At 34.5% G+C, this 26,419-nt stretch carries 25 protein-coding genes, 1 riboswitch and 2 other annotated features; of the genes, 7 read left to right on the forward strand and 18 right to left on the reverse strand.

Features of this window, described 5'->3' with window-relative positions; translation table 11 throughout:
* Positions 1 to 105: 105 nt before the first annotated feature.
* The 16 genes from thiE to trpE all read right to left on the reverse strand — a co-directional run bounded on the left by thiE (position 106) and on the right by trpE (position 15,158).
* Positions 106 to 741, reverse strand: coding sequence for a thiamine phosphate synthase (gene thiE / locus B7R65_RS04220; protein ID WP_088041501.1), 636 nt, complete (start codon positions 739 to 741; stop codon positions 106 to 108).
* Positions 732 to 1,544 (reverse strand): hydroxyethylthiazole kinase, encoded by an 813-nt coding sequence (gene thiM / locus B7R65_RS04225; RefSeq protein WP_088041502.1) that lies wholly within the window; start codon positions 1,542 to 1,544, stop codon positions 732 to 734. Before thiM ends, thiE begins: the two co-directional genes overlap by 10 nt.
* Positions 1,531 to 2,787 carry a putative hydroxymethylpyrimidine transporter CytX gene (gene cytX / locus B7R65_RS04230; RefSeq protein ID WP_218780391.1) on the reverse strand — a complete coding sequence of 419 codons (1,257 nt, stop codon included), beginning with the start codon at positions 2,785 to 2,787 and terminating at the stop codon, positions 1,531 to 1,533. Before cytX ends, thiM begins: the two co-directional genes overlap by 14 nt.
* Positions 2,759 to 3,565, reverse strand: a complete 807-nt coding sequence (gene thiD / locus B7R65_RS04235) for a bifunctional hydroxymethylpyrimidine kinase/phosphomethylpyrimidine kinase (protein ID WP_088041504.1) — start codon at positions 3,563 to 3,565, stop codon at positions 2,759 to 2,761. Before thiD ends, cytX begins: the two co-directional genes overlap by 29 nt.
* A 260-nt stretch (positions 3,566 to 3,825) precedes the next feature.
* A riboswitch (TPP riboswitch) is annotated at positions 3,826 to 3,936 on the reverse strand.
* Between the two features lie 334 nt (positions 3,937 to 4,270).
* Complete coding sequence (locus tag B7R65_RS04240; RefSeq protein WP_088041505.1) at positions 4,271 to 4,645, reverse strand: hypothetical protein; 375 nt, start codon at positions 4,643 to 4,645, stop codon at positions 4,271 to 4,273.
* Positions 4,635 to 6,134, reverse strand: a complete 1,500-nt coding sequence (locus B7R65_RS04245; protein ID WP_088041506.1) for an FTR1 family iron permease — start codon at positions 6,132 to 6,134, stop codon at positions 4,635 to 4,637. Before B7R65_RS04245 ends, B7R65_RS04240 begins: the two co-directional genes overlap by 11 nt.
* A gap of 200 nt (positions 6,135 to 6,334) precedes the next feature.
* Positions 6,335 to 6,817, reverse strand: a complete 483-nt coding sequence (locus B7R65_RS04250) for a DMT family transporter (protein WP_088041507.1) — start codon at positions 6,815 to 6,817, stop codon at positions 6,335 to 6,337.
* 168 nt (positions 6,818 to 6,985) lie between these two features.
* Complete coding sequence (locus B7R65_RS04255; RefSeq protein WP_088041508.1) at positions 6,986 to 7,684, reverse strand: Crp/Fnr family transcriptional regulator; 699 nt, start codon at positions 7,682 to 7,684, stop codon at positions 6,986 to 6,988.
* A gap of 502 nt (positions 7,685 to 8,186) precedes the next feature.
* Positions 8,187 to 8,612 (reverse strand): DMT family transporter, encoded by a 426-nt coding sequence (locus B7R65_RS04260; protein WP_088041509.1) that lies wholly within the window; start codon positions 8,610 to 8,612, stop codon positions 8,187 to 8,189.
* A 156-nt stretch (positions 8,613 to 8,768) separates the two neighbouring features.
* Positions 8,769 to 9,554, reverse strand: a complete 786-nt coding sequence (trpA, locus tag B7R65_RS04265; RefSeq protein WP_088041510.1) for a tryptophan synthase subunit alpha — start codon at positions 9,552 to 9,554, stop codon at positions 8,769 to 8,771.
* 1 nt (position 9,555) lies between these two features.
* Positions 9,556 to 10,755: a tryptophan synthase subunit beta gene (gene trpB, locus B7R65_RS04270; RefSeq protein WP_088041511.1), complete on the reverse strand. Its 1,200-nt coding sequence runs from the start codon at positions 10,753 to 10,755 to the stop codon at positions 9,556 to 9,558.
* A gap of 1 nt (position 10,756) precedes the next feature.
* Positions 10,757 to 11,368 (reverse strand): phosphoribosylanthranilate isomerase, encoded by a 612-nt coding sequence (locus B7R65_RS04275; protein ID WP_088041512.1) that lies wholly within the window; start codon positions 11,366 to 11,368, stop codon positions 10,757 to 10,759.
* Positions 11,365 to 12,153 (reverse strand): indole-3-glycerol phosphate synthase TrpC, encoded by a 789-nt coding sequence (gene trpC, locus B7R65_RS04280; RefSeq protein ID WP_088041513.1) that lies wholly within the window; start codon positions 12,151 to 12,153, stop codon positions 11,365 to 11,367. Before trpC ends, B7R65_RS04275 begins: the two co-directional genes overlap by 4 nt.
* Entirely contained in the window at positions 12,154 to 13,182 is a 1,029-nt protein-coding gene (trpD, locus tag B7R65_RS04285; RefSeq protein ID WP_088041514.1) for an anthranilate phosphoribosyltransferase, read from the reverse strand. It lies immediately after the preceding gene.
* The gene (locus tag B7R65_RS04290; RefSeq protein ID WP_088041515.1) at positions 13,154 to 13,765 is read right to left on the reverse strand and encodes an anthranilate synthase component II; all 612 of its coding nucleotides are present in this window, start codon (positions 13,763 to 13,765) and stop codon (positions 13,154 to 13,156) included. Before B7R65_RS04290 ends, trpD begins: the two co-directional genes overlap by 29 nt.
* On the reverse strand, positions 13,749 to 15,158 hold the full coding sequence (trpE, locus tag B7R65_RS04295; RefSeq protein ID WP_088041516.1) for an anthranilate synthase component I: 1,410 nt from the start codon (positions 15,156 to 15,158) through the stop codon (positions 13,749 to 13,751). Before trpE ends, B7R65_RS04290 begins: the two co-directional genes overlap by 17 nt.
* A gap of 69 nt (positions 15,159 to 15,227) precedes the next feature.
* Positions 15,228 to 15,519, reverse strand: a binding site (T-box leader).
* A gap of 44 nt (positions 15,520 to 15,563) precedes the next feature.
* Positions 15,564 to 15,814, reverse strand: a binding site (T-box leader).
* A gap of 477 nt (positions 15,815 to 16,291) precedes the next feature.
* Here trpE and B7R65_RS04300 point away from each other — a divergent pair.
* The 5 genes from B7R65_RS04300 to B7R65_RS04320 all read left to right on the forward strand — a co-directional run bounded on the left by B7R65_RS04300 (position 16,292) and on the right by B7R65_RS04320 (position 21,683).
* Positions 16,292 to 17,752 carry a spore germination protein gene (locus B7R65_RS04300; protein WP_088041517.1) on the forward strand — a complete coding sequence of 487 codons (1,461 nt, stop codon included), beginning with the start codon at positions 16,292 to 16,294 and terminating at the stop codon, positions 17,750 to 17,752.
* A complete protein-coding gene (locus tag B7R65_RS04305; protein ID WP_088041518.1) occupies positions 17,737 to 18,840 on the forward strand; it encodes a GerAB/ArcD/ProY family transporter in 1,104 nt (367 codons plus the stop codon). The genes B7R65_RS04300 and B7R65_RS04305 overlap by 16 nt, the downstream gene beginning before the upstream one ends.
* Entirely contained in the window at positions 18,837 to 19,955 is a 1,119-nt protein-coding gene (locus B7R65_RS04310; protein ID WP_088041519.1) for a Ger(x)C family spore germination protein, read from the forward strand. Before B7R65_RS04305 ends, B7R65_RS04310 begins: the two co-directional genes overlap by 4 nt.
* 91 nt (positions 19,956 to 20,046) lie before the next feature.
* Positions 20,047 to 20,664, forward strand: a complete 618-nt coding sequence (locus B7R65_RS04315) for a DUF47 domain-containing protein (RefSeq protein ID WP_088041520.1) — start codon at positions 20,047 to 20,049, stop codon at positions 20,662 to 20,664.
* An 11-nt stretch (positions 20,665 to 20,675) separates the two neighbouring features.
* Positions 20,676 to 21,683, forward strand: a complete 1,008-nt coding sequence (locus tag B7R65_RS04320) for an inorganic phosphate transporter (RefSeq protein ID WP_088041521.1) — start codon at positions 20,676 to 20,678, stop codon at positions 21,681 to 21,683.
* A 106-nt stretch (positions 21,684 to 21,789) separates the two neighbouring features.
* On the opposite strand, the gene B7R65_RS04325 is transcribed toward B7R65_RS04320, so the two are convergent.
* Both B7R65_RS04325 and B7R65_RS04330 read right to left on the reverse strand, forming a co-directional pair.
* On the reverse strand, positions 21,790 to 23,067 hold the full coding sequence (locus B7R65_RS04325; RefSeq protein ID WP_088041522.1) for an MDR family MFS transporter: 1,278 nt from the start codon (positions 23,065 to 23,067) through the stop codon (positions 21,790 to 21,792).
* A 457-nt stretch (positions 23,068 to 23,524) separates the two neighbouring features.
* Positions 23,525 to 24,736 (reverse strand): multidrug efflux MFS transporter, encoded by a 1,212-nt coding sequence (locus tag B7R65_RS04330; RefSeq protein WP_088041523.1) that lies wholly within the window; start codon positions 24,734 to 24,736, stop codon positions 23,525 to 23,527.
* 250 nt (positions 24,737 to 24,986) lie between these two features.
* Between B7R65_RS04330 and B7R65_RS04335 the strand changes: the two genes are divergently transcribed.
* Positions 24,987 to 25,550 (forward strand): TetR/AcrR family transcriptional regulator, encoded by a 564-nt coding sequence (locus B7R65_RS04335; protein WP_179194763.1) that lies wholly within the window; start codon positions 24,987 to 24,989, stop codon positions 25,548 to 25,550.
* A gap of 76 nt (positions 25,551 to 25,626) precedes the next feature.
* Entirely contained in the window at positions 25,627 to 26,367 is a 741-nt protein-coding gene (locus tag B7R65_RS04340; protein WP_088041524.1) for an MBL fold metallo-hydrolase, read from the forward strand.
* Positions 26,368 to 26,419: the final 52 nt, after the last annotated feature.

Below are 26,419 nucleotides of genomic sequence, written 5' to 3' on the forward strand. Positions count from 1 at the left end.
CTTCAAATTTGTGGTCAATTTGATTATTGAGAAATCCGCATCAAAATATAGAAGAGTCAAAAAAAATAAAAACTACCTTAAATTTATAAGGTAGTTTTTATTTTTTTATTTATTAATACTATTCATTATATTTTCTGTTGCCGTTTTAATATTTTCTTTCCCTAAAATTGCAGAGACTATTGCAACACCATCAATTTTTGTTGACATTAGTTCCGCTACATTTTCTTCACTAATGCCACCTATTCCAACAATCGGAATTGAAATAGCTTCACGAATTTGTTTTAGTTCATCTATTGTGACATATTTTGCATCAAGCTTCGTACTTGTTGGATACATTGATCCAATTCCTACGTAGTCAGCACCTTGTTCTTGTGCGATAAGAGCTTCCTCTAGAGTAGTTGCAGATACGCCTATAAACATATTTTTACCAACTAGTTTTCTTGCAACCGTTATAGGCAAATCCTCTTGTCCAATATGGAGTCCATCAGCCTCAATTGCTAGAGCAATATCAAGTCTGTCATTGATGACAAGGGGAATATTATATTTTGTCGTAACTTCCTTTACTTGAATTGCAAGTTTATAAAATTCAAGACTACTGCAATTTTTCTCTCTAAGTTGAACGATTGTTGTTCCACCTTTAATCGCTTCTTCAATAGAGTTAATAAGGTCTCTAGTTCCTAATACTTCTCGATCAGTTACTAGATATAACTTGTAATCAACTTGACTTGTTGTTATACCCATTCCATTTTCCCTCCATCAAGTAATGTGCTGACTGAAATCTTTGATACTTCATCAAATAAATTCACTCTAAACGTACCAATTGCCTGTTCTTCTGTTAATCGTTTCTTTGCTAATTCGCCACTTAAGCCCATTGTTGTAATTCCTGCAATAGCAGCCTGGAAATAATCATTTGTTACACCAGCGTAAGTTCCGATAAGTGATGTGCTCATACACCCTGTCCCCGTCACATCTGCTAACAATTTATCTCCATTTGAAATCATGCATACTTTTTCTTGTTCGGCAACGATATCCACTGCTCCAGTAATCGCAACAACAGCACCTAACTTTGCAGAAAGTGATTTAGCGATTTCAACCCCATTTTCTTCGTCAGCAACTGAATCAACACCTTTGATCTGAACATTTAATCCAGATATAAGCTTAATTTCTGACATATTTCCTCTCACTACAGCAAAACGAACCTCTTTTAAAAGTTTTGTAGTTGTTTCTGTACGAAGTGTTGTAGCTCCTACACCAACCGGATCCAAAATGACAGGAATACCTAATTGGTTTGCCTTTTTCCCTGCTGTTATCATTGATTGAATTGTTCTTTCATTTAGCGTACCAATATTAATTACTAAAGCTGATGCAAAGCCAACCATTTCTTCTACTTCAGCTAGATCATCAGCCATCACTGGTGATCCCCCTAATGCAAGAACCATATTCGCACAATCATTAACAGTCACGTAATTTGTAATATGATGAACTAAAGGTTTCTTTACTTTTACACTTTCAAGTAGTTGACTAATTTCTTTAATAATTGACATGTTTATTTCCCCCTAATTGTTTTTTCGTAAGTTTATTAACTAAAAATTGAAGAACAATATACATAAAACAAATTACAATCATACTTGGTACAGTGGCACCTAGAAAACTATCAAACTTTACAAATTGGCGATAGATAAATATTCCCGCTACCCAAGTGATAATAGCCAACCAATCTAGTTTTAATGTTTCCCTTATTTTTGTTCGTTTTAAAAGGAAATAATCCGTTAATAAAATAGCGTATAATGGCGCAAAAAATGAACCAATTGTATATAAGAAGCCTTCATATTTTTCTATTGGAAAAACGATGGCTAGAAGTGTTCCAATAATCGTGAGTATAATAGCTACTTTTTTTCCATTTAATGTAGGAAGGATCGTAGTAATTGAAATCCCAGCTGAGTACGCATCCATAAAAGTTGTCGTAACAGTTGCTAAAACAACAATCCCTAATGCAAATAAGCCTAAATTTGCACTCATTAATACAGCGACTGGGTCAAATTCATTAAATGCAAGTGCCGCACCTAGCCCTATAATATACATCCATGAACTACCTATCATGTAACCTAGGAAACTACCAATCGCGCCATCTCGTGTTGTTTTAGCAAAGCGAGTATAGTCACTAATTAAAGGTAACCACGATAATGGCATAATTACAGATAGCTCAACAGCAGCACCGAACGATAAACCTGAAGTGCTTGGTTTCAATAGAAGATCATTATTTCTAAAAATGACATAACACAAAATAATTGTTAGCGCGAAAAGTAAGATAACAGCCACACTATTTAATTTTTTCATCGCATTTTGTCCATAGTACAACCAGATACAAATCAACACTCCAATGAAGATACACCATACCGCTGGTTGATTAAAGTGATAGTCATTCGTCGTTACTAAATTAATCGAGCGAGCTCCGGTTAAAATCATAATGGCCGTCCAACCAAGTAGCTGTAGTACATTTAGAATTGAAAATAGGTAACTACCATAACTACCAAAAGAAATCTTTGTTGATTCCATAGCCGTTAAGCGTTCCTTTGAACCTATTACTCCACCAAAAACTAGTAGTAGAGTTCCCATTAAATGTCCTAGTAATATTGCAGTTAATCCCTTTTTAAACCCTAGCGGTGCAATAAGCGCACCTGTCATTATTTCTGCAACGGAAACTGCTGCTCCGAACCAAAGTGTTGAAAAATTCCATTTTGTTAATTGTCCAGATTGATTAGACATGATGTATACCTGCTTTTTCATATAATGAGTAAAAATGATGGACCGGACCTACGCCTTTACCGATTGAAAAAGAATGTTGAATTGCAAGTGTAATATAATCCTTCGCTTCATTAATCGCAGCAATTAATTCTATATCCTTCGCTAAATTCGATGCGATAGCAGATGATAATGTGCAACCTGTGCCATGTGTATTTGTGGTGTTAATTCTTACCCCGTTAAAACTTGTAAACTCTTCTCCATTAAAGCAAATATCAGTTGCATCATTTTCAAGATGACCGCCTTTTACAAGAACAGCTTGTGCTCCTAAAGAGTGGATTTGAATTGCGGCATCTTTCATTTCTTCAATTGTCGTTATTTTTCTTCCAGTAATCACCTCAGCCTCTGGAAGATTAGGCGTAATCAAAGTCGCTAACGGTATTAAATCTTGAATTAAAGCCTCTTTCGCATTTGGACTTAATAAATCAAAACCGCTTTTTGAAATCATGACAGGGTCTAAAACAACTTGCTTTGGTTTATATTGCTTTAATTTATCTGCTATTGTTTTAATCGTATCGATTTGTGATACCATTCCAATTTTTACCGCGTCTACTTCAATATCAGTAAAAATGGCATCCAACTGACTAGCAATCAATTCTGGAGTTATATCTTGAACAGCAAATACCCCTTGCGTATTCTGTGCTGTGACCGCTGTAATCACGCTCATCCCAAATACACCATGTGCTGAAAATGTTTTTAAATCCGCTTGAATACCAGCTCCTCCACTAGAATCAGAGCCTGCAATCGTTAATACTTTTTTCACGTTTCTTCCCCCTATATATGAATAGACATTAATACCAAACAGATAGAAGATGTGACTTGATTTTAATCATAAATGTGGCAGCGACTGTACAGCCCCGACAACCATAAGACAAAGAACAATAGAAGTTGTTTTTAACTTTCTATGGGACTTGGCTTATGACCTTTGGGGGACCTGAAGCCGGAACTAGCCAACAAAAAAAGCACAAATCCCATAGGGACTTGTGCTCGAACAAATCAATGTTATGAATACAAAAAATGTATGTACTCAATCGCTCACTTTCCTACGCTGGCATTATCCAGATCAGGTTAAAGGGTTAAAGACATTTGTGTCTTAATCTCAGCCGACCATTTACGGCACCCCTAGTACTATTCAATTATTTAATTTAATGACTATTTCATCTTAATTAATACATATACGAATATCAAGTATTTAGACTAGTTTACGTAAAGTATTTTTAAAACCTCTCAAAAATTTGAGAGGTCTTATTTTAATTGTTATTTAAGAAGGATCTTTGTTGATTTCCACTCCAGGATACTCGCTTTCCATGGGGCGTGCGATGAGCCTCCTCGGCATTTCGCCTGCGGGGTCTCATCTGTCCCGCTACTCCCATAGGAGTCTCGCACCTTCCATTCCAATCAACTTCTTTTCAATTTCATGCTTTTAATAAACCTTTTAAAAACAATAATCTTTTAGAAAAGAGCCCTATTATTTTAAATCTTTCACTTCATTTAAAACGTCAGTTAAATCATCTGCTGCTTGGTTAAGCGTATCTGCATCAAGAGGAGATACTTTTACTCCAGCTTCAATAATATGAAGAGGTCCTTCAACTTTTTCATACAGGTCAGCGTCTTTATCTTTTACAGAGTCTTCGAATTTCTCCCAAGATCCTTCAAGTGCTTCGCCGCTTTCTTTTGCTTTTGCTTCATCGTTATCAGCAACTTGAGTTTTTAATTCTGTAATTGTTTTAATCATATCATCTGAACCATTTTTAATTGCTTTGTCTTCTTTTGTTCCACATGCAGATAAAGTTAATGATAATGCTAAAGCCATTGTTGCAACTAATTTTTTATTAGATAACATTTTTATTTTCCCCCGAATTTTTTATATTCATTTTATTTTTTTTATTTGAAATTCTATTATAAATAACGCTAGTAAATGCAATTAGTAATAAGATCACTTGTGGGATAAAGCTCTCCCAAGTTGAGTAAATTGCAAAGAAATCAATAGTAGGAATTGGCGCATGTGTAGCTGGCAGTAAACCAGATAGTTGTAAACCATGAATTCCCATACCAGCAAACTTAAAGCATAAATAGAACATTAGAATACTTGATATAAGGAAAAATGGTCTCATTGGCACTTTTAAACCAACTTTTAAAATTAAGAAACTTACTAAAGCTAATATACCTACACCTAATGCGATTCCAGTTAATAAACTTGATAATTTGATTGACGATGCCATTCCAATAAAGAATAGAACAGTTTCAGTTCCTTCACGAAATACTGCTAAAAATGAAAGAATTGCTAAAGATAGTAAGCTACCTGTATTTAATGCTTTATCACTCTTGGTTTGAATATACGATTGCCATTGTTTTAAATTTGATTTACTGTGAAGCCAGTAGCTCATATAAAGCAACATAACCGCTGCAAATACCCCAGTCCAACCGGCAATTAAGAAATTATTACTTCCAAATGCACCTGTTGAGAATAGTAAGTTTACAATTACACCTAGTATAATACTTAAACCTAATCCAGCTCCTACACCAAACCAAATCCACTTACTTTTCTTTTCTTGACCAGATTTTTTTATAAAACCTAATAGTGCAACTACAACTAATAATGCTTCTAATCCTTCTCTTAATAAAATAGTGACTGCATCTAGCATTGTATAACTAGTTTTAGCAGCTAATGGTAAAAGATAATCACGCATATCCGTTATCGTTTTTGTAGCTGCTTTAACGTCTGGTGATTTAGCTGATAACATGGCGTATGAAGTAACCATATCTCTTTCAGCATCAGTGTAAACCTTTTGGGACTGTGTTAATACTACCCCTTCTATGCTGATCCAAGATTTTCTAAATTGATTAATTTGAGACTGAGCTCCAGATACATCATTATCTTTCAAGTCTGATAATGCATTGTTTAAAATCTGTATTAAATCTTCCACGCTACCCTTACTCTTAGTGCTTAGTTTAGATTCAGCGAATTGATGTGCGATAAATTTTTCATTTACTCCTTCTAATTCTTTTAAAGAAGTAACTAATGTATTTTGATTAATTGTTTTTTGAGCTAATGAGTATTGTACCATCCCCATTGCTTCTTCAATTTTGCCATAAGCTTCAATCGACTTATTTTTTATTCCATCTTCTTTAGCTAACCACTCTTTATTGAAGTTTTTATATTGCTGCTCAGCAGATGTAAAATCCCCTTTCTGTGCAGCTTGTATAGCGCTTTCAATAAATGAATTTGCATGAGTTAAATCTTCTTCAGGACTTGCCGCGAAAATTTTAGTTGGCATCAGTATTAAAGTTAAAATGATAGGAATAACGATTTTAATTAGCGTTTGCCTCATTGTTGAAATTTCCCCTTAAGTAGAAATGATAATCATTTTCATTCTTGACTATAGACTGAATTAAATAGATAGTCAACAGGTAATTTTTTTCATCATTATTTTTAGGGGATTAAGAATGGAAAAAGCCGAGGATCCACCTCAGCTTTTAATAAAAATTGATTATCATTAAATAATTTAGGCTTATCCTAATTGGTTACTCTCTAAAACTTTGGCTGTATAATATCTACTTGTTTCACTCGCTTTACTTGTCCTTTGCCTAATTTAAAAACTAATATACCTGCAATAATGACACTTACACCTATCAATTGTTTAAGTGTAAAAGGAACTTTTTCAAGTCCTAACAATCCTAATGAATCCCACGCTAATGCAAAAATGAGCTGTGACGTGAGAACGATCGATATCGCATATGTTGGGCCAAGTGATTTAACCGATTGCATTAAACTCACCACAACGCCTACTCCGATTACACCGCTAAACCAGTACCAAGGCTGCATATTGTGTAGTTCAAATAAATACTTTCCTTCTATAATAAAGCCAACTAATAATGATGCTAAAAAACCCATCCCCAAAACGATAGAGGTTGTTAGCCATTTTCCAGACTTTTCATTTACTTTACTGTTAAAAATATTTTGCAAACTAATAAGTGCGCCTGCAATACTCGATAATAGTAAACCAAGAATCATAATGATTCCCCTCCTAACATTTCATTATTTTTGGCTGATTCGTAACTATGTTGCTTTTAAAACATGTAAATTTCTAGATTTCCACGCAAGGAGTCTCGCACCTTCTGTTCCAATCATCTTCATAATGAACAATTGCTTTTACAAAACCTTTTCAAAAAAACAATCAGTCTATTCATAAATATTATTACTTGCTAATGTGCTTAATCCCTCTCTGTCTTTAATGAGAATAGAGCCATTAATCCGTTCTATGAACCCTTCTTTACAAAATTGTTGGATAACCCGATTTAAATGACGATAACTTGTTCCAATTAAATTCGCTGCGTCTTTTAGAGTTGCTGTACTCAATTGTTCATTAAGAAATGAATCAGAATCATCATATGAAATGGACAAAAGATAACTAGCTAAACGTACCTCTACGGGATACATCAAATTAAAGCTTAGAGAATTAGATTTTATAAAGAATTTTTCAGTAATTATTTCAAGAATAAATTGAAGAAATGGAGGATGATCACTTCCATATTTCTTTAACCAGCGATGTTCAATTCCGATCATATAAACTGTTGATACAGCTTCAACAGTATTTAGAATCTCAGTTCCTCGAATATATTCAATGTCTCCTATCAATTCAAGTGGTTTCTTAAAGGATAAAATTAGTGTTTTACCTTCTGCAGAAGTTGTATATATTTTTAATTTCCCTTTTACTAAAACATACATATACTTGGGAGAGTCTCCTTGATTGCAAATCAGTTCTCCTTGCTCAAATTTGTAAAGTGACATATGTTCTCTTAACTTTTCGTTAAATATCGATTCAATCTGATGGTATTTTAAATAATAGTCTAGTTGTTTTAGATCTCTCATTTCTTTCATGATTAAAGTTCACCTCCAATATTAGCTTTATTATTGTTTAAAATTGGGCTGCTTCTGTAAAAATTATTTCTAGTTTATTAGGAGTTTTGTCAATCTACACTCCAGGATGCTCGCTTTCCGTGGGGCAGGCGCTGAGCCTCCTCGATCGTACCTCTCTGTGGGGTCTCACCTTCCCGCTATTCCCACAGGAGTCTCGCACCTTCCGTTCCAATCATTTTCTCTAGTAATCGTACATTTAATATCCTTTAAGAAACAACAATCTTTTAGCTTAGTTGTTTTCATAAATCTTGTTATTTTTTAATAGTTTTGTCTATTTACACTCCACAATGCTCACTTTCCGTGGGGCAGGCGGTGAGCCTCCTCGTTCGTACCACTCTGTGGGGTCTCACCTTCCCGCTACTTCCACAGGAGTCTCGCACCTTCCGTTCCAATTATCTTCTTTCGTAATCTTACATTTTAATATCCTTTAAGAAACAACAATTTTTTAGAAAAGGGCTTATAATTAATACCCTAATATAACAACACCAGCAATCATCATCCCGAAGCCAATGAATTGTGACGGATTCATTTTAAGTTTAGTAACACCAAACCATCCTTTACTATCAATAATAAAGGTTAGACTTAACTGAGCAACAAGTAAAGCTGATATCGAAAGTGTAATACCGTTGTTATGAATCGCAGTAACATTACTAAAAATAATTGGTGCACCAAAAGCTCCACTTATTAAGTACAATGGTTTCACTTTCTTTAACGAAACGACTTTTCCATCTCGAATGCTTGCAAATATTAGTAATGCCAAAATAAATCCAGTAAACTGAGTGATCGTCGCCGCTTGCCACGTTCCAATATCTTGGCTGATACTAGAATTAGCCACACTTTGTAGCGTAATTAGTGCTCCACCTACTATTGCAAATAGACTTCCTTTCATTTTCATACACCTCAAATTTTGATTTCTTCATTCATTAAACATTAACCTATATGACCTTGTGAAGGACATATGTCCTCGGATAACTTTTAAACAAACGTTTGAATGAAAAAGAAAAGGGTCTTCAAATAAGAAGACCCTTAAATAGTAGATTAGTGATTAATTTGCAACTTCGCTCATTACAATGGATTCAACTAACTGTTTTATTTCATTTATTTTATTCTCATGGAATAAGTCGACAATTTTACTACCTACAACGACACCATCACTGTCTTGGCATAACTCTTTAACTTGTTCAGGACTTGATACACCAAAACCTGCAATAACAGGTTTATTACTTATCTCTTTAACGCCTTTTAAGAATGAAGATAAGCTCACATCTAGTTCATTTCGGGCACCGGTAATTCCTTTCACTGTAACTGTATATAAAAACCCGCGTCCCTTTTCTGCAATTTTGCTTATTCTTTCTTTTGGTGTAGCCATAGTGACTAAACGAATTAATTCAACTCCAGCTTGTTCAAGTTTAAATGAAATAATCCCTTCTTCTTCAATTGGTAAGTCAGGTATTATACAGCCATCTACACCAGCTTTTTCTATATCCGAAACGAACTCATCAATCCCATATGCTAAAATTGGATTCATATAAGTCATCATCACTAATGGAACCGAGATCATCTTACGAACTTCCTGAATTTTTTCAATAACACCTCTTAAAGTTGTTCCTGCTTGTAACGCACGAATTCCTGCTTTTTGAATAACTGGCCCATCAGCCACAGGGTCTGAAAAAGGAATCCCAATTTCAATCGCAGAAGCTCCAAACTTTTCAAGTAAAGCTAATCGACCACCTAATTTTTCTAATCCACCATCCCCCGCCATTACATAAGGAACAAATAACTTCTCCCCATTTAAAAGTCGTTTTGAAAACTGGTCCTCAATTCGATTCATCCTATTTCTCCCCTTTCAATATTTCTCTAACTGTATGAACATCTTTATCTCCTCTACCAGATAAACAGATGACTAGTGTTTTATCTTCTTTCATTAAAGCTGCTTGTTTAATCGCATAAGCCACAGCATGAGCGCTTTCTAAAGCGGGGATAATCCCTTCCAATTTCGCCAATAATTGAAATGCTTCAAGTGCTTCCTCATCAGTAATTGATTCATAATTTACTCTACCAATATCTTTTAAGTGGCAATGCTCTGGACCGACTCCTGGATAATCAAGTCCAGCTGAAATTGAATGTGCTTCTTGAATTTGACCATGCTCATCTTGAAGTAAATACATTAAAGCCCCGTGCAGTACGCCTGGAGAACCTTTTGTTAATGAAGCTGCTTGTTTATCCGTATTTATTCCATGTCCCGCAGCCTCTACTCCGAATAGTTGTACATTTTTATCTTCAATAAATGGATAAAACATCCCAATCGAATTACTTCCACCACCGATACAAGCAACGATTGCATCTGGTAATTTATTATTTCTTTTCAGAAATTGATTTTTCGTCTCTTTTCCAATTACACTTTGAAAATCACGAACCATCATTGGGAATGGATGTGGTCCCATTACTGAACCTAATAAATAATGTGTATCGTCTACATTTGCAACCCAATAGCGAAGCGCCTCATTGACAGCATCTTTTAAAGTCGCACTCCCCGATTCCACACTAATTACTTTCGCCCCAAGAAGCTCCATTCGGAATACATTTAGCTCCTGTCTTCTAACATCTTCAGCTCCCATAAAAATGACACATTCTAGATTTAACAGCGCACAAACAGTTGCTGTTGCTACGCCATGCTGACCTGCACCTGTTTCGGCCACAATTTTTCTTTTTCCCATTCGTAGAGCAAGTAATGCCTGACCAATTGTGTTATTAATCTTGTGAGCTCCTGTATGGTTTAAATCTTCTCGTTTCAAATATATTTGAGCACCTTTGGCGTATTTAGTTAGATTCTCTGCAAAATAGAGTGGAGTTTCTCTACCAACATAATCTGTTAATAATTGTTCAACTTCTATTTCAAACGTTGGATCATCCTTTACTTTCAAATAAGCTTCCTCTAACTCAGTAATTGCTTGAACAAGTGTTTCAGGTATATATTTTCCACCATAGATTCCAAAATGTCCCTTTAGATCCGGAAGTGTATAAGCTGTCATTTTAAATTCCTCCTAATTTCACTTTATTAATAAATGATTTTATTTTCTTTTCATCTTTGATTCCGCCCGTTTCTACACCACTACTTACATCAATCATCACAGGTTTAATGAGTTCACTAGCCAATAAAACATTTTCAGTATTTAAGCCGCCTGCCAATATCAATTTTTCTCTAGGTATCTCTATATTCTGAAGTAGATTCCAATCAAATGTTGTTCCGTTCCCACCATGATATTTTCCAGCTGGGCTATCTACTAAAACGTAATCACAATCATATTCCGTTATTCTATGAACATCTGACTCATTCTCAATCCGAACCGCTTTTATAACAGGAAAACGTAATGAATGACAAAATTCTGGAGATTCATCACCATGCAACTGTAGATGCGTCAATCCTACATCTTTATAAACTGACTCTAAAACCTCTTTTGTTTCATTGACGAATACACCAATTTTCAAAATATGATCTGGTATTGATATGGAAATCTTTTTTGCTTCATCAGGATTAATTTTGCGTTTACTTTCAGCAAAAACAAATCCGATAGCATCCGCACCAGCTTCAACTGCCACTTGAGCTGTTTTTACATTAGTAACTCCACAAATTTTAACTTTCACTTTTTCACCTTCTTGATTAGAGGAATCAATAGCTCTCTTAAATTGACTGATAAGTCTTGGCTTTTCATTAATGCTTCACCTACTAAAATACCGTTTACACCCGCTTTACTTACTCGATTTGCATCTTCACGACTGAAAATTCCACTTTCACTAATGATGTAACCACCACTTGATTGAATTAAAGGAGAAAGCCTTTCTGTAACATCTAAATCCACTTCAAATGTTTTTAAGTTCCTGTTATTGATCCCAAATAATTTCGTACCTGTTTTTAGTGCTTTCTCTAAATCCTCTTCATCATGGACTTCTACCAGCACTTCCAAATTTTGCTCTCTTGCATAGTGATATAATTCTCGTAATTTCGGTAAAGACAAAGCTGCTGCAATTAATAAAATGATGTTGGCCCCGTGCTCTTTCGCAATATCAATTTGCACCTTATCGATCATAAAGTCTTTACATAATAATGGTAAATCCACTGTATCTCGTACAATTTTCAAATCACTGAATGATCCTTTAAAAAAAGTTGTATCCGTTAAAACAGATATTGCTGCGGCTCCAAATTGTTCATATTTTTTAGCTTGTTCTGCAGGATCTAGATTGCGATTGATTATTCCTTTGGAGGGAGATGCTCTTTTGAACTCCGCAATAACAGACAATGTATTTGCGTCTTTTAAATGATTCATTAGTGAAAAATCTGTTTCATGATCGGTTGAATGTCGTACTACTTCTCTCAAATTTTTTATTTCTTTGTGTTTTTCAAAAATGATACGATCTAAAATAGTTTCCATTTAGATGACCTCCCTTTTAAGCTTTTTAGTTTTTTCTACTAATCTTAGTAATTTTTCGTAGGCTCCACCCGAATCTATGCTTTCCTCTGCCCTCTTGATTCCATCTGATATGGTTTCAGCTACACCTGATGTGAAGATTGCTAATCCTGCGTTTAATAAGACTGTATCTCGAAAAGCTCCCTTTTCACCTTTTAAAACTCTTAGAAGAATATCAGCATTAATAGATGCGTCTCCACCTTTAATCGCGTCATTTGGATAACAATTTAATCCTACTTCTTCTGGATGGAGTGTCATTTTTGTAAGCTCACCCTTCTCCAATAAAACTAAGTGATTTTCTCCAGCAAGGGATGCCTCATCTAGATGACCCGCTCCGTTTATAACTAACGCTCGCTTTCGACCAAGCTTTTGTAGCACCTGTGCAAAAACTTCTAAATAATCTCGTCTATAAATTCCTAACAATTGCGTTTCTAAATCTATTGGATTGGTTAAAGGCCCAATTAAGTTGAAAATGGTTGGAATTTGCAATTCTCGTCTCACTTTCATAACCTTCTTTAATCTTGGATGTACATAAGGTGCGAATAAAAAAGCTATTCCAATCTCATCTAAGAGCTCCTCTGAATAATGTGTTGGAATGGATAATTCAACTCCTAATTGTTCCAATACATCTGCACTTCCCGTTTTACTGGAAATACTTCTGTTGCCATGTTTAGCAATCGGAATACCACAACCTGCTATAACAAATGCAGACGTTGTACTGACATTGAAGCTAGATGAGTTATCTCCCCCTGTCCCACAGTTATCAATTACATGTTGAAACTTTCGAGTAAATCCAACTGTATTCTTTCGAATGGCATTAACTAATCCCGCGATTTCATTTACTGTTTCACCTTTTGTTTTAAGCGCTACTAAAAAGGCTGCAATTTCAGAATCTGATATTTGCTCATCTTGAAGTATTTGCTGAACAGCTAACTGCATTTCTTCCTCCGAAAAAGACTCTCGGTTAGCTAATCTTTGAAGGTACTCTTTCATGACTAGTTTCCTCCTTTATTTCATTTAAAAAATTTAGTAATAACTGCTTCCCTGACTCTGTTCCGATCGATTCTGGATGAAATTGCATTCCGAAAACAGGATATTTTCGATGCTTAATCGCCATAATCTCTTGGTCATCCATTGAAATCGCTAATGTTTCTATAAATGGAGGTAGACTCTCCTTTTGAATAACTAATGAGTGGTATCTCATGACTTCTAATGGTTTAGTCATATATGAAAATAAATTGTTTCCGTTATGTGTAATCTTTGATGTTTTTCCGTGCTTAATTTGATTGGCACTTGTAATAATTGCACCAAATACGTGTCCAATAGCTTGATGACCTAGGCATATTCCTAAAATAGGAATCGTTTGGTAAAAGGTCTTAATCAATTCAATTGTTTCCTGTTTTTGATCCGGATGGCCGGGACCCGGTGAGAGAATGATCGCTTTAACGTTCATTTTCTTTATTTCATCAATTGAAATTTTGTCATAGCGGACAACTTCAATTTCTTCTCCAAGCTCTCCGAAAAATTGATAAAGATTATAAGTAAACGAATCATAATGATCAATTAGTAGAATCATGACTGACCTCCAAAAATGCTCTTAATTTATTTATTGTTTCTTCATATTCCAGTTCAGGTGAACTGTCATAAACAATCCCTGCACCAGCTTGAATATATGCTGAACTATTTTTCATAACGATCGTACGAATAGCTAATGCAAAATCAAGATTCCCGTTTGCTGATATATATCCAACTGCACCGGAGTACACACCACGTTTTGATTCTTCTAATTCGTTAATAATTTCCATCGCTCTAATTTTTGGTGCACCTGAAACTGTTCCAGCTGGTAAGCATGAAATAAATGCATCAAGTGCTGTATAAGGTTTTTTTAATTTCCCGCTTACTTCAGAGACTAAGTGCATGACATATTTGTATTTTTCAACGTTCATATATTTCTCTAGCTTGATAGAGCCAAACTCACAAACTTTACCAAGATCATTTCTTCCTAAATCTACTAGCATTTTGTGTTCAGCCAATTCTTTTTCATCTTGTTTTAATTCCTTTTCAATGATGGAATCTAGCTCTAAAGTTTTCCCCCTTCGCTTTGTTCCAGCAATAGGATTCGTAATCACTTGATCTCCTTTCACTTTTATCAAGCTTTCTGGAGATGTACCCGCAACAACACTGTCTCCGAAATCGATATAGTACATATACGGAGAGGGATTCTGAATACGCAGTTTGCGATAAAAATCGAATGGGTCTCCTCCAAATTTCGATTTCATTCGTTGGGATAATACGACTTGAAAAATATCTCCTGTTTCGATATATTTCTTTGCCTTTTCCACCCTTAACATAAACTCATCTTTTGTTATTTCTGGTGTGAAAGTGGAAAATATAACTGGCGTAATTTCCTCTAGATTCTTTTCAGCCAATATCTCCTGTTTCAATTTTGCAATCTCACTCTTTAAAACTTCCAAAGTCGTTTCATCAGAAAGTTTTGTTCCAACTAAATGAATTTTTTGTTCTAAATGATCAAATACAATTACTACTTCAAAAAACATAAGGTGTATGTCTGGCATTCCGATGCGATCGACTAATACTTCTCCTATTTCTTCAAATTGGCGAATGATGTCATAGCCAACATATCCAATCCCTCCACCTATAAAAGGAAGATCAAAAGCACTCAAATCGTTTAATGATGGCAAAAGCTCTCTCAGTTTTAAAAGAGGATTTCCAATAAACTCTTCTCTATGTCCGTTTCGATAGACGATTTCGCCACTTTGATTTGTTCCGATTAACTCAAAAACTGGTTTAGAACCAATAAACGAATAACGACCCGAGTCCTGATGCTTAAACGAGCTTTCATATAAAAACTTTTTACTCCCTTTAAGTTTTTTAAAAACAGAAATTGGTGTAAATAAATCTCCAATTATGGTATCAATGACGATTTCTACTGTGTTTTGCAATGTCATAACAACTTCAACCTCCTAAAGTTAAATATAAAAATAAAAAAGTCCCCTATACGCACAAAGATTGTGCATATAGAGGACGATTATTGTATACCGCGGTACCACCTCGATTGGATTAGATTTCTCTTAATCCCACTTTCAGATACGGGAAATTTATGTAGGAGTTTTATATGACATTAGTCAATATCCCCTTACTATTCCGATATCCTATCCTTTTAACGGTGGAAATCCGTGCATCCCTACTACCATTTTCAAGATGCCTCTCGTAAGCCCATTCGATATAGGTTCCTGTGTCAGACTCTCACCATCGTCTAACTCTCTGTGACTTTCACCAATATTTACTCTTCTTACTCAGCGATTTAGTTATATATTTTTTAAAAATGAATACAAAAAGGGCCCCTCGTCTTAAAAAAGGACGAGAGACCCGTGGTGCCACCTTCATTAGCTGATTAAACAGCTCGCTTTGTCAGTATCCAATCTAAGTTGATTGAATACCCGCCTTTTATAACGAGAAGACTACTCGCCAAAGCCTACTACTAAAACAAGGTTCGGTTTGGAAGCTCGGAAGTCCATTCGCGATTACTTTCACACTGATTCCCACCAACCATCAGCTCTCTAAAGTTTCCGTAATCGTTACTACTCTTCGTCAACGCTATGAAAAATTTAATTGTTTTATACTTTAATTGTTCTTTATATTAATACTCAATAAATAAAAAGTCAATAAGTTAAATCTTACAAAATTCGATTTTTCATTATAACCGTTTTCGTGATTTTTGATGCAATCTACCAAGGAGATTAGTTGATTTCCACTCCAGGATGCTCGCTTTTTAGTGGGGCGGGCGATGAGCCTCCTCGGCTGCGCCTTGCATGAGTCTCACCTGTCCCGCAGCTCCCACAGGAGTCTCGCACCTTCCGTTTCAACCAACTTCTTTTTCTGTGCTACCCTTTTAAAGTACTACCCAAATATCAACTTTTTTAAAAGAGGTCATTACATATCTATATCTAACTTAAATCAATCATTTCTATTCATATTTTAGTAAATAAATGGACTTCAAGTAACAGTATTTTTAAGTCTGTATACTCTTCAAATCTAAGGAAAGAATACAATTAATTAGACTGCTAAGGAGTAATAAAAAATGAGTCAGGTAAGATCTTTAACGAGTGATTTAACCGATAATATACAGAAAGTCCAAGAGCTTTTAAGTTATACAGAAGATTTGATTGTTAAAGACATTTATCGAAATGGCGAGAGCTGTACCATTCTATACATTGAAACTTTAGTAAAAAATGAATTGATCTATTCATTTATTATAGAACCATTATTAAAAGACGCTTCAGAGGATATTGAAAAAATCATAAAAGGATATGAGATTACGACCTCTTCATTATTTACTGCTCTATCAAAGAGTTTACTGGATGGATTTTGTATTATTTTAAGAGAGAATTGTTCGACTGCAGTTATGACAGCAATTTCAGATGATCAAGGACGAACAATTCAAGAGCCTTCTAATGAACAAAACATCAATGGTCCACATGATGGGTTTGTAGAGAGCTTAAGTACGAATGTTCACTTATTAAGAAAAAGAGTTAAAAATCCTGATTTTAAAGTAAAATACTTTACGATTGGTAGTATGACTAAAACGAAAGTAGCAATTGTTTACGTAGATTCTTTGGCTAATAAATTGATGGTTGAAGAAATAGAAAGGAGGATTTCATTAATTGAAATTGACAACGTGCATTCTACAGGAACCTTAGAGGAAATGATTGAGGAAAATCCTATTACACCTTTTCCGCAAATATTAAACACTGAAAGACCTGACAGAGCTGCATCCTATTTATTAGAAGGAAAAGTTAATATCATCGTTAATGGAAATCCGACGGTTGCAGTTTTACCTATTACTTTCTTTTCATTTTATCAAGCGCCTGATGATTATAATCATCGCTGGTTAGTAGGATCATTTTTTCGAATTATCCGTGTGCTTAGCTTCATTATAGCGATAAGTTTACCTGCCATTTACATTGCGATCGTTTCTTTTCATTCTGAAGTACTTCCGATCGGTATCCTATACTCAATTAGAGTATCTTTAGAATTTGTCCCTTTCCTTCCACTAATCGAGGCCTTTACGATGCAGATTATACTAGAACTCCTAAAAGAAGCAGCTATTCGATTGCCTTCTCCTATTGCTCAAACAATCGGTATCGTTGGTGGTCTTGTTATTGGAACAGCAGTTGTAGAAGCACATTTAGTATCTAATACTATGATTGTTGTAATTGGATTAACAGCTATCGCATCATTTGTTGCACCTGTAAGTGAAATGGGGACAAGTGCACGATTATTAGGTTTTCCGACAATGATCGCTGCATCTATATTAGGATTTTTTGGAATTACTTTAACTTTGATGCTAATCTTTATGCATTTAAGTAAACTTCAAGCGTTTGGTATACCGTATTTTTCTCCTTTTGCACCTTTTAGGAAAGAAGATTTAAAAGATTCATTTATAAGATTACCGGCATGGAAGATGAACAATAGACCGACTAATACAAATCCCCAAAAATTGAATCAACAAGGGGTCTCTAGGGTGTGGAAGAAAAAATGATACCTAATACGAATACGATCTCTAAATTCCAGTTTTTTTTCTTTATTGTGCAGAGCCAGCTCGGCATCGGATTACTCTCATTACCTAATGTTGTCTATAGCACTAGTAAAGGTGATGGATGGATTTCAACCCTTTTTGCTGGTGTAGTGGTTCAAATCACTCTAACCTTTTATTGGTTCTTGATGAAACGCTATCCAGATCTTGGTTATGCTGAAATAACTCAAAAAGTACTTGGAAGGTATTTAGGTAAATTCTGTAATTTATTTATTTTCCTCTTCTTTATTCTAACTGGTAGTTTAGCACTTAAACTGTTTATCATTTGTATAAATTTATGGTTATTACCGTTAACACCCATGTGGATTCTCTCATTAATTATTATTTTGTCTTCCATTTATTTAACCGTAAGTGACTTGAGAATTATAGCTAGATTTTTCGTTTTAGCTTCTTTTCTAATCATATTACTATTCTTTCTATCTTTGTTAACATTCAATCTTCCACAAGAGTTTCAATATATTCTTCCGATAGGGAGTTCAGGCGTGAAAAATATCCTACTTGGTAGTAATAAGTCACTTATCTCAATGTTAGGTTTCGAAGGATTTCTGATTGTTTTTCCTTTTATTCTAAATAAAGAGAAAGGTGTATTTAAAACGATTTCTCTAGCAAATTGGACCGTTACTTTTATCAATACTTACTTTCTCTTTCTTTGTCTTATAAGTTTTAGTCCACTTCAGTTAAAAAAGCTTAAAGACCCTGTGCTATTTTTATTTGAAGCATTGTCATATGAAATGGTCGATCGATTAGATTTAATTTTCGTATCAATTTGGATTGTTCCAATGACTACTTCAGTTATTGCTTATCTATATTTCTCTGTTAAAAGTATTGCTAAAACGAAATCGTATAAAAAAATGGTATGGATTAATGCAACACTAATCTACTTTATTTCAATTTTTCCTATGGATGAAATGAAAATAAATCTATTCAGCAAATATGTTACTTATTTAAGCTATGCAGTAGTATTCGCACTACCAGTCATACTTCTTGGCTTGTCTATCCTCATCAACAAACTGGAAATGAGTGAAAATACATGAAGCGCATGATATTAATTACAATAACTTCCCTTATTTGCCTATTAGTTGGCTGTTGGGATCAGAGTTTATTAATTAATAAAAAATTCGTTAACGGTGTCAGCTTTGATTTAACAGATGAAGATAAAATTTTAGGGACAGTTCGAGCTTTAACTATTCAAAATAAAGGTGGCGGACTATTCGATGTAAAAGATGAAATTGTTGAAGCAACTCGCCCTGCCTTGACTGGAATTCAACTTGATCTTAACAATAAATTACCTGGACAAATCGATGCAAGTAAAGCTTATGTCATTCTAATAGGTCAAGAACTAGCTAAAAATGGTATACATCCTTTTCTGGATATTTTTTATCGAAATAAAAATGCTTATGTTGCCTCTAGAGTTGTCATTACAAAAGGGAAAGCTAGTGAACTTCTTGCACTTGAACCGGAAACGAGCCCAATTGCCTTTGTCATATTAAAAGGATTACTATCAGCAGAAATTTCATCAAAAATTCCAAAAGAGACTGTTTTTACTGCGTGGACTAAAATTGTCGATCCAGGTCAAGATATCGTGTTACCTTCCATAGATAAGGATAAATCAAATAAAATAATAATTGGAGGAATTAATTTATTTGATGGGGACAAATTTACTGGAATTAGTTTAACTGGAAAAGACAGTAGCCTATTATTACTTCTAATGAATAGATTAGAGAAGGTAAGTGAAATTGCCTTATATTTGGATAAAAAAAGAGGTGCCTCATTTTATGTAACTAGTTTAAAAAGAGATCTAAAGGTAAAAGTAAATAAATCAACAAATAAAATAATTAGTAAAGTAAACCTAAAACTACATATTACTCTTGTGAACTACTCAAATAATCCTAATAAAAACATTAATCCTAATGAAAACATAAATATAGATAAACTCAATAAAGAAATTTCAGCCGAGCTTACAAAGCAAGCTAAAGTCGTGACTGACTCACTTATTGAAGCGAATTGTGATGCCCTTGGAGTTGGAAGAAAACTAGCAAGTACACATCCTGACCTTTGGAAGAAATTGAAATGGAAAAAAGAGTATAAGAATGTTCAATTTGAAACGAAAGTAAAAGTAATCATTGATAAAACTGGTTCAGTATTTTAATCATTTCTTGTTTCAATTATCTATAATATTAAAATATCTAGTGCATGATATGAAAAGGTCAAAATAAGATTCATTAGGAGGAATCAGTACGATGTTTGGACAGAAAAATAATCTATTTTTTGATATGCTCTTAAATATTGCCGAGAACTTATATTCTAGTTCAAAATATTATGTTGATTTTAATAGTAATAAGGCAGCTGACTTAAAGATTTTCTCTCAGGAAATGAAGAAATTCGAAACAAAAGGTGATACTCTTGTACATGAATTAATTGTGGAATTAAATAAAACATTTATTACTCCTATTGAACGTGAAGATATTCTTCAATTAGCATTAAAGATGGATGATGTTTTAGACGGATTGGAGCATTGCTCTGCTATGTTTGAAATGTACTCGATTAACCAAAGTGATGATTATATGCACAAATTTATTAACAACTTACACAGTGCTTCGGGAGAAATTTTAAATGCAGTTAAATTGCTTTCAAAGAAAAAATTTTTAGAAATCAGAGTTCATGCAATCCAAATAAAAGATTATGAATCACAATGTGACGTATTGTTGAGATCTTCAATTAAAGAATTATTTAAGAAAGAATGGCATACGGTAAAAATTATGCAATTCAAAGAAATTTACGAAGTGTTAGAAGCTGTTTCTGATAGTGCACAAGATGTAGCAAATATGCTTGAGCAAATTATCATGCGAAATGCGTAAGGGTTAGGAGTATGGAAACTATATTACTACTTACGATATTAGTCGTTATCTGTGCAATTGTCTTCGATTTTATTAATGGTTTTCATGATACAGCAAATGCTATCGCTACTTCTGTGTCTACAAAAGCTTTGAAACCAAGTAGTGCTATTATATTAGCATGCTTAATGAACTTTATAGGAGCAATAACTTTCACAGGCGTAGCAAAAACAATTACAAATGGAATTGTTGATCCAGTCTCAATCGAAGGAACGAATGGTCTGATCGTCGTTATATCAGCTTTATTAGGGGCTATCGTTTGGAATTTGTTAACTTGGTTGTACGGTATACCAAGTAGTTCATCCCATGCCATTATCGGAGCAATAGCTGGTGCCGCTGTTTCGGCAAAAGGATTTTCTGTGTTAGAAGCAGATGGATTTATAAAAATTATTCAAGCACTACTAATTTCACCTATCATTGCGATTATAGTGGGCTTCATCGTTATGACAGTGTTAGCACTTATTTTTAAACGGTCAGATCTTTCTAGAACAAATAAAGGTTTCCGTTTTTTTCAAGTATTCACTGCTGCATTACAATCTTTTACCCATGGTACAAATGATGCACAAAAAGCAATGGGAATCATAATGATTGCCCTAATTGCTGCAAAGATTGAAACGCCTGGTGCAGATGTGCCATTATGGGTTCGTATATCTTCTGCAGCAGCAATGGCGCTAGGCACATCAATTGGGGGTTGGAAAATCATTAAAACCGTTGGCGGGAAAATAATGAAAATTCGCCCTGTGAATGGAGCTGCTGCTGATTTATCCTCAGCTGCAATTATTTTTACATTTACATCACTCCATTTACCGGTCAGTACTACGCATGTAATCTCATCTTCAATTATGGGGGTTGGATCTGCACAGCATATTAAAGATGTTAACTGGGGTACTGCTAGACGAATGGTTATAACATGGATTATTACAATACCTATCTCTGCCACTGTATCCGCTATTTTCTATCAAATATTACGATTATTTATGTGAAGTACGTTTTTACATAACCTCTTTATTCACATTAAAAAACCTTCTAATTCCTTTAATATCTAGGAATTGAAGGTTTTTTTGAAAGTTTTAACTGCGTTGTTCGATCTCAAGTATTCAACTCAGCAGTTCGATTTGGTTTGACTTCTGATTCACCTTTAACTCGTCTTTCTAATGCAGGTGTAATCCGGACGAAGATAATAATACCAATTACTCCTAAGCTTGTTAAAAAGAAAGATGTCGCAAATTTTGAAAGAAACGCACTTAGTGCAACCGTTATTGAACAAATAAACATTGCCAAATTAAACGTTAAACCAGCAACAGCCATATAAGAACTTCTTGTTTCTTCTGAAGGTAGATGGGCCATATAGTTTTGTTGAACTGGAACACGAAGAACTTCTGCAACTGTTGCTACAAACATCGCTATAAATAATAATAATATGGAATTACTATAAGAAATTACGGCATATCCTCCTACGAATGCTACACAACTCCAAATGAGTGTAAGTTGATCATTCATATTCTTGACAATCTTTGTCGCAAATAGCGCCATTACAACTACTAGAATTGTATTTTCCGTTCTTAGGAAACCTGTCATTTCGATCCCACCGAATGACCAATTCAGTAGATGTTGGGTTTGGAAATCATTCGTTAATCGAATACCAATGTAATTTGATAACTGAAATTCCATTGAAAGGACTAGTAAACCAGCAAGTACATATAGGATAAATAATTTATCTTGAAATACATCACGATAATTTGAAATCATTTTTTTCGCGTGAGAACTGATTGTTTTCATTTCTGATTGTTGTGTTATCAAACTTTCTTTAACGAAAAATGTAACTAAAACCCATGTAATGAACGAAGCAACTGAAAGAGCCAGTAACAGTTCGAACAAATACGATTTGAATAAAAATCCGCCAAACACTCCACCAATTGCAATTGATAAATTGTTCGACCAATACATGATGGAATACATCAGTTTTCGTTCTTCAGGTTTACTCACATCAATCAGCATAGCTTGATTCGCAGGACCGGCCAATCCCCAACAAATACTATTAACTGTCATCATTAAAAATGTGATAAGTGGTGATGAAAACCATGGTGAATTACAGAACATCATCGTTATAAACGCTAATAACCGTAATGTTTCCGCAAACACCATTGTCTTTTTTCGACCGAATTGATCTGAAAAATACCCACCAAAAAAGTTCATGATAATTCCAATAAAAACATTTACTAGCAATAGCAATCCAGCGTGTTTTACGCCAAAATGCTTTGATAGATAAATAGCCATAAACGGAAAAATCATACTGCCAATTGCCGAACTTAGAAAAGATTCGAGTAGTCGGATTTTAATATTTCTGTGAAATTTAAGTAGATTCATTGTTTTTTAACCTCTCGTTTTTCCAATAATTTCATCGATATAACAATCCTATAACACTTATCGTTCATAAACAACACACTTGTTTGTTAATTCATATTATTCAATCTCTTTTTTCACATAAAAAGAGAGTTGCATACCAACCCTTACCTTTTCACTCCTTTTACATAGCTGTTTTCGTAAACCATGTTGCTATTAAAAAAGAATTTCGTAGATTTCCACTCCAGAATGCTCGCTTTCCGTGAGGTGGGCGATGAGCCTTGAGCCCACACGATGTGGGTCATGCATGCGTTACGACAGGACGTCGTGGTATTAGCATACCTACCTTTTTGACCACTGCTAAGGTCTCAACTGTCCCGCTAATCCGATAGGAGTCTCGCATATCCGTTCATCATCTTCTGTATTTACAGTTTGCTTTAAAACCCCTTTTAATAAAAACAATCTTCTAGAAAACAGCCTTTTACATAGAGAATGATGTTTCATCTTTTATACTAAGTTTTTTATACACTTTTAAATAAACCCATAATGCATTTAAAAATAACAATGCACTTGTAATAAGAAATACATATCTTATACCTAAATAGGCGCCTACTTGTCCACCTAAGATTGAACCTACAAATACCCCTAAATATCCTGCGGACATGTTAAAACCAAAAACTCTACCGGTCAGTGAATCAGGTGTAATTCTCTTAACCAATGTATTAACAGAAGGATTTAAACCTGCTGTCGCTAACCCTAATAAAAATCGGAAAAACATTAATTCCCAAGCATTTTTGACAAAAGCTTGTGGAATAATCATTAATCCTGCCAATACAAGTGCCCCTAAAATCACTTTCTGTGGCCCAATTCTATCAGAAAGCTTTCCTAGTCTTGGCGCAGCAATTATATTTGCTAATCCCGAAGCTGAAAATGCCATACCTGCTAATAAAGCAACATGACTTGAATGACTTGATATCTGCATAATATAGACAGTAATCACTGGTTCAATCGAATACAATGCAAGAGTTAATACAAAAAAGGTCACAAACATTGTAATCGTTAAACTTTTGTCCGGAATAATTCTCCATATTTCTTTCATTCTAAGTACTTTTTTATCCTGACGCGTAAAAGATTCCTTTACAAACAATGCGGTAGTAATGAATGCAATTAATAATAAAGCTCCAGTTATATAAAATACATTTTCTAAACCAAGCGTCTCTCCAATATAAGCACCGATCATTGGTCCAAGTAATGAACCCCCGACGCTTGCTGTAGAAAGCGTACCTAAAGCCCAACCTGCGTGTTCTTTATCCGTTTGAGTAGCGATTAATGTAGTACAAGCCGTACTATAGCCTGTAATGATTCCCTGCAATAACCTTAAACCAATCAGTACATATACATTTTGAGCAAAGCCCATACTAAATACAACTATCGCCATTCCAAGACTTGCTCGCAAAAGCATTGGTTTACGACCAAATTTGTCTGCTGCTAAACCCCAAATAGGTGAAAATATGGCAGAAATAACAAATGTAGCACCAAATGCAATCCCTGAAAATTGATCGATTAATGCTACATTATGAACCCCGAGGTTTTTAATGTATAAAGGTAAAACTGGGCCAAGTTGACTCATCCCTATACTCGTTACAAACATCCCGAACCAACAAACGATTAAATTTCTTCTCCACATGCTCATAATAACCCTCTCCCTTTTTTGTAAAACTAAGGAATTCCACTATAATAGACCTCTTTAATTAGAGACGTAATGAAAATATCACCCGATAAATCAGTTTAGTAGTAATTAAAAATACGCATTTAACATCCGACACCTTTTAAGATAAACTTAAACTATAAATTAAAGTTTGTAAACTATATATTATAGTTTACGTACAATACATTATAATGTTAAACTAATTTTATAAAGTAATATGATAAGGAGTAATAGAATGGTGCAAAAACGAAATTTGACTAAGGAAAAGATTATTGAGGCTGCTTTTTTATTGGCAGATGAAATCGGTCTTAATCAAGTTACTTTCCAAAAAATTGCAGAAAAATTACAGATAAAATATCCATCACTATATAATCATTTCACTAATATGGATGACCTTAAAATAAAAATGACTATCTACCTTTTGAATAAATTGAATTCGAATTTAATGCAAAAATTAGTCGGTAAAAGTGGTGAGAATGCAATAAAAGAGTATGCCTATGTTTATCGTGACTTTGCATTCAAAAACAAGACGGGGTATGGATTATTTATGAATATTCCAAGCACGCAAGATGAGGAAGTTAGACGTTTAGCGAAAGAAACTATGGGTATTATTCATCAAATCTTAGATTTTTATATTAAGGATGAAACGCAATTAATTCATAAAGGAAGAGCTCTAAGGAGTCTACTACATGGATTTGTCTCCATGAATTTCCTTGGTTATTTCCAACATCCTGTAAATGTAGAAGACAGCTTTCAATCGATGATCGATGATTTTATTTTATCCGTTTCGAGAAATTAGAAATGGTAAATACATTCTCACATTAAATCATTAAAAAAAGGGAGGTGTGGTAAAGCATTTTAGCTTTACCATAAAAATGAAAATAGCTAAAGGTATAGAAACGATCGAATTAGTTATGAAGTTAACTGGGCCAGAAAGTATCATCCATCCGACTTTGATTTGGGATGAAAATGAAACTATTTTAGTGGACACTGGAATACCTGGTCAAAATGGAGAAATTAACGAAGCAATCGAAAAAGCTGACGTACCAAATAACAAGCTGACAAAAATTATTCTTACACACCAAGACTTTGACCATATTGGAAGTCTCTCTGAAATTCTAAAAACTTCTGACCATAAAATTGAAGTCTTAGCACATGAAGTAGAAAAACCCTATATCGAAGGTGACAAGCCATTAATTAAAATGAATGCAGAACGAGTAGCAAAAATGACGGAATCTCTTCCAGAGGAACAACGCCAGAAAATAAAAGCTATATTTGAAATACCATTAAGCGCTAATGTAGATAAAACAATTAGCGATGAAGAGTTATTACCTTACTGTGGAGGAATCACTGTTATCTATACACCTGGACACACTCCTGGTCACGTTAGTTTGTATCATCACCAGAGTAAGACATTAATTGCTGGAGATGCACTTGTAGCAGATAATGGGATCTTAATGGGTCCTAGACCGGCTGTGACACCTGATATGGAGACTGCGCTTCAATCTATTAAGAAATTTACAAAATATGATATTGAACAAGTGATTTGTTACCACGGTGGATTGGTTAAAGAAAATGTGAACCTACAAATTTCTGAATTGGCTAATTCTAATTAACTAGCAAGTTTCAATCTAAATAGTAAAGGGCACCTTTCTCGAGGTGCCCTTT

This window comes from Bacillus sp. EAC, from assembly GCF_002156875.1.
Taxonomy (GTDB): domain Bacteria; phylum Bacillota; class Bacilli; order Bacillales; family Bacillaceae_G; genus Gottfriedia.

What these genes read in the sequence shown, in the direction of transcription:
- thiE (WP_088041501.1), bottom strand. Translation starts at nt 741, where the DNA reads ATGGGTATAACAACAAGTCAAGTTGATTACAAGTTATATCTAGTAACT.
- thiM (WP_088041502.1), bottom strand. Translation starts at nt 1,544, where the DNA reads ATGTCAATTATTAAAGAAATTAGTCAACTACTTGAAAGTGTAAAAGTA.
- cytX (WP_218780391.1), bottom strand. Translation starts at nt 2,787, where the DNA reads ATGAAAAAGCAGGTATACATCATGTCTAATCAATCTGGACAATTAACA.
- B7R65_RS04240 (WP_088041505.1), bottom strand. Translation starts at nt 4,645, where the DNA reads ATGTTATCTAATAAAAAATTAGTTGCAACAATGGCTTTAGCATTATCA.
- B7R65_RS04245 (WP_088041506.1), bottom strand. Translation starts at nt 6,134, where the DNA reads ATGAGGCAAACGCTAATTAAAATCGTTATTCCTATCATTTTAACTTTA.
- B7R65_RS04250 (WP_088041507.1), bottom strand. Translation starts at nt 6,817, where the DNA reads ATGATTCTTGGTTTACTATTATCGAGTATTGCAGGCGCACTTATTAGT.
- B7R65_RS04255 (WP_088041508.1), bottom strand. Translation starts at nt 7,684, where the DNA reads ATGAAAGAAATGAGAGATCTAAAACAACTAGACTATTATTTAAAATAC.
- B7R65_RS04260 (WP_088041509.1), bottom strand. Translation starts at nt 8,612, where the DNA reads ATGAAAGGAAGTCTATTTGCAATAGTAGGTGGAGCACTAATTACGCTA.
- trpA (WP_088041510.1), bottom strand. Translation starts at nt 9,554, where the DNA reads ATGAATCGAATTGAGGACCAGTTTTCAAAACGACTTTTAAATGGGGAG.
- trpB (WP_088041511.1), bottom strand. Translation starts at nt 10,755, where the DNA reads ATGACAGCTTATACACTTCCGGATCTAAAGGGACATTTTGGAATCTAT.
- trpC (WP_088041513.1), bottom strand. Translation starts at nt 12,153, where the DNA reads ATGGAAACTATTTTAGATCGTATCATTTTTGAAAAACACAAAGAAATA.
- trpD (WP_088041514.1), bottom strand. Translation starts at nt 13,182, where the DNA reads ATGAAAGAGTACCTTCAAAGATTAGCTAACCGAGAGTCTTTTTCGGAG.
- B7R65_RS04290 (WP_088041515.1), bottom strand. Translation starts at nt 13,765, where the DNA reads ATGATTCTACTAATTGATCATTATGATTCGTTTACTTATAATCTTTAT.
- trpE (WP_088041516.1), bottom strand. Translation starts at nt 15,158, where the DNA reads ATGACATTGCAAAACACAGTAGAAATCGTCATTGATACCATAATTGGA.
- B7R65_RS04300 (WP_088041517.1), top strand. Translation starts at nt 16,292, where the DNA reads ATGAGTCAGGTAAGATCTTTAACGAGTGATTTAACCGATAATATACAG.
- B7R65_RS04310 (WP_088041519.1), top strand. Translation starts at nt 18,837, where the DNA reads ATGAAGCGCATGATATTAATTACAATAACTTCCCTTATTTGCCTATTA.
- B7R65_RS04315 (WP_088041520.1), top strand. Translation starts at nt 20,047, where the DNA reads ATGTTTGGACAGAAAAATAATCTATTTTTTGATATGCTCTTAAATATT.
- B7R65_RS04320 (WP_088041521.1), top strand. Translation starts at nt 20,676, where the DNA reads ATGGAAACTATATTACTACTTACGATATTAGTCGTTATCTGTGCAATT.
- B7R65_RS04325 (WP_088041522.1), bottom strand. Translation starts at nt 23,067, where the DNA reads ATGAATCTACTTAAATTTCACAGAAATATTAAAATCCGACTACTCGAA.
- B7R65_RS04330 (WP_088041523.1), bottom strand. Translation starts at nt 24,736, where the DNA reads ATGAGCATGTGGAGAAGAAATTTAATCGTTTGTTGGTTCGGGATGTTT.
- B7R65_RS04335 (WP_179194763.1), top strand. Translation starts at nt 24,987, where the DNA reads ATGGTGCAAAAACGAAATTTGACTAAGGAAAAGATTATTGAGGCTGCT.
- B7R65_RS04340 (WP_088041524.1), top strand. Translation starts at nt 25,627, where the DNA reads ATGAAAATAGCTAAAGGTATAGAAACGATCGAATTAGTTATGAAGTTA.